The following is a 2,488-nucleotide window of genomic DNA, read 5'->3' as shown; positions in this document are numbered from 1 at the left end:
ACCTTCTCACCTCACCTATGCTTTTATTATCTATATATTTTTTACTACATCTATGGTCTCACTAATAGTTGTTGTAAGTCAGTAAATTCCATTTTAGAAATATTCTTTCCATAACTGCTTCTTTCTATTCGTAAACACTTTTTTACAAGTCTACTGACAGCACATTTATATAACCTCATGTAATTTATCACATTTATGCCCGTAAGCAAGTGCTATCCATCTCCCACCTATAGAGAGTGGGAGAATTACGCACATTAGGTTAAAATGAACATATATAAGTACTGAGAAAATAATTAGGAGGAATTTCAATGGAAAAACATTCCCATGCTTACTCAGGTTCAACAACCTACAATGATGGACATGTTCATAATTATGGTGGAGTTACTGGTAAAGCTAAAAGTGAAGTACCTCATTGTCACTATATGGAAGGTATAACCACTTACTACGAAGATCATGAGCATGAATATTGTACTAAAACAGGTCCAGCAATTCATCTTGAAAATGGACTTCATTATCACTATTTTGAAACTAAGGTAACATTTGTAGATGGTCATATTCATTATATATACGGTTTTACAAGTGCCGATTAATTATATATTCAATTATTTTTTTAGCTGCCAAAATATATGGCAGCTTACTTTACATTCGTATCATTACCCAATTATCTTCGATACTTTATCCTATGGTATAATATTTTCAAATTATGCCTAAAGATTAGATTATTAATGATAGTATCTTTCTTCATATCTTACTATCTATACAAAATAAAGATTTAGCATAAAATTTAATAAAAACCCGTTGACATTGACGCTGCGTGAAGGTGTATATTTATGTTGTCAGGAGATGAAAGTATGGAGTACACGGTACAAAAGCTTGGTAAAATGGCTGGAGTCAGCACGAGGACATTACGATATTATGATGAAATTGGAATTCTTAAGCCGGCAAGAATCAATTCCTCAGGATATCGTATTTATGGAAAAGAAGAAGTGGATAGGCTGCAACAGATACTTTTTTATAGAGAGCTGGAAGTAAGTCTATCAGATATTAAAAATATCGTAACTTCACCATCTTTTGATGCAACTAAGGCGCTAAAGGAGCATCGAAAAAAACTTCTGGCAAAAAGGAAGCAATTAAATCTGTTAATTGCCAATATTGATAAAACTATAGCAGTGTCGGAGGAGGATATTACAATGGCTGATAAAGAAAAGTTTGAAGGTTTTAAACAGAAAATGATTGAAGACAATGAGAAAAAATATGGTAAAGAGATTAGGAAAAAATACGGTGATAAGCAAGTTGATGATTCAAATAATGCATTTAAAAATATGACTAAGGAACAATATAACGAGTTTGAAAAACTTGGTGCTAGTATAATAAGTACTTTAAAGGAAGCATTTGCAACAGGTGATCCAGCGGGAGAGCTAGCACAAAAAACTGCAGAGCTACATCGTAAATGGCTAAGCTATGCTTGGGGAAGCTACAATAAAGAAGCCCATGCAGGTCTTGCTCAGATGTATGTAGATGATGAGAGATTTACAGCCTACTATGATAAAGAGCAACCTGGTTCAGCAGAATTTTTAAGAGATGCCATTCTTATTTATACAGGGATGAAAAAGTGAATTTGATATAAGTATTTAAGAGTGATTGGTAGCGGCCAGTCGCTCTTTTGAGATATAGGAAATTAATAAGTTCTACTTTGGAGGTTATTGGATTTTAACAGGTATAATTCAATTAATTATTTTGCATACTATGCTAGAGGTGATATTTTTGGTAAATAAGCATAAAGTAAAGAATAATCAGTATGAAAAATTGGGTATAAGGAAAAATATTAATGGAGATTTTGAATACATTGATCCTTCTGAAAAAAATAAATCTAAATATGAATCCATTAAAAAGTATACAAGACCTTAAAGTCTATGAAATTTTGATAACACCTTCTGTATGTTTACTAGATGAGTGTTATTTTTTTATGATTATCAATAAATTTTATTTAGTTGGTTTGAATTATTACTAAGTTTAAATAGATTATAAAGAGAGAGAACTATGGTAGATATCCATAGAAAAAGAAAAACAAAAAAATATAAAAAAGTAATTGACAAGTATAAACGTTTACATTATAATAAAGACATAAAGAAGATATAAAAAACTTCTTTATAGCAACCCTAACTCATGAATATAACTAAAGAAAGTAATGAAGATAGTATTAAAGATTTAGTAGATTTAAAAGCATTTAATAGTAGAAAGCTTATAAGTAGTAAAGGTAGATATGATTAAATATTTACAGATGTAAACTGTAAGAATAATACTAATAGATGTGATGAACGCTTGATTTAAGAGAATGTTCAGAAAGCTAAAAAGACATTTAGTAATGTTAGACTATAGGATAATGTTACAAATGTCTAAGAAAAAAGTAAATATAATTGTAAAGATATATATATAGATTAGTTCACTATATTAACCTAATTATTTTATTAATCAATATATAATATAT

General features: G+C 29.7%; 3 protein-coding genes. All 3 read left to right on the top strand.

Annotated features, from left to right (window positions below; all coding sequences use genetic code 11):
* The first annotated feature begins 308 nt into the window (after window positions 1-308).
* The 3 genes from ABF633_RS20670 (at window position 309) to ABF633_RS20660 (ending at window position 1,908) form a co-directional block, all read left to right on the top strand.
* Window positions 309-590 carry a YmaF family protein gene (locus ABF633_RS20670; protein ID WP_415526618.1) on the top strand — a complete coding sequence of 94 codons (282 nt, stop codon included), beginning with the start codon at window positions 309-311 and terminating at the stop codon, window positions 588-590.
* Between the two features lie 261 nt (window positions 591-851).
* Window positions 852-1,616, top strand: coding sequence for a MerR family transcriptional regulator (locus tag ABF633_RS20665; RefSeq protein WP_415526616.1), 765 nt, complete (start codon window positions 852-854; stop codon window positions 1,614-1,616).
* 148 nt (window positions 1,617-1,764) lie between these two features.
* On the top strand, window positions 1,765-1,908 hold the full coding sequence (locus tag ABF633_RS20660; protein WP_415526614.1) for a hypothetical protein: 144 nt from the start codon (window positions 1,765-1,767) through the stop codon (window positions 1,906-1,908).
* Window positions 1,909-2,488: the final 580 nt, after the last annotated feature.

Source organism: Clostridium sp., assembly GCF_047718555.1.
Taxonomy (GTDB): Bacteria; Bacillota; Clostridia; order Clostridiales; family Clostridiaceae; genus Clostridium_I.
This window is presented reverse-complemented; position numbering and strand designations above follow the sequence as displayed.

Bases quoted from the DNA above. Each gene is read 5' to 3' on its own strand.
- ABF633_RS20665 (WP_415526616.1), top strand. From the start codon at position 852: ATGGAGTACACGGTACAAAAGCTTGGTAAAATGGCTGGAGTCAGCACG.
- ABF633_RS20670 (WP_415526618.1), top strand. From the start codon at position 309: ATGGAAAAACATTCCCATGCTTACTCAGGTTCAACAACCTACAATGAT.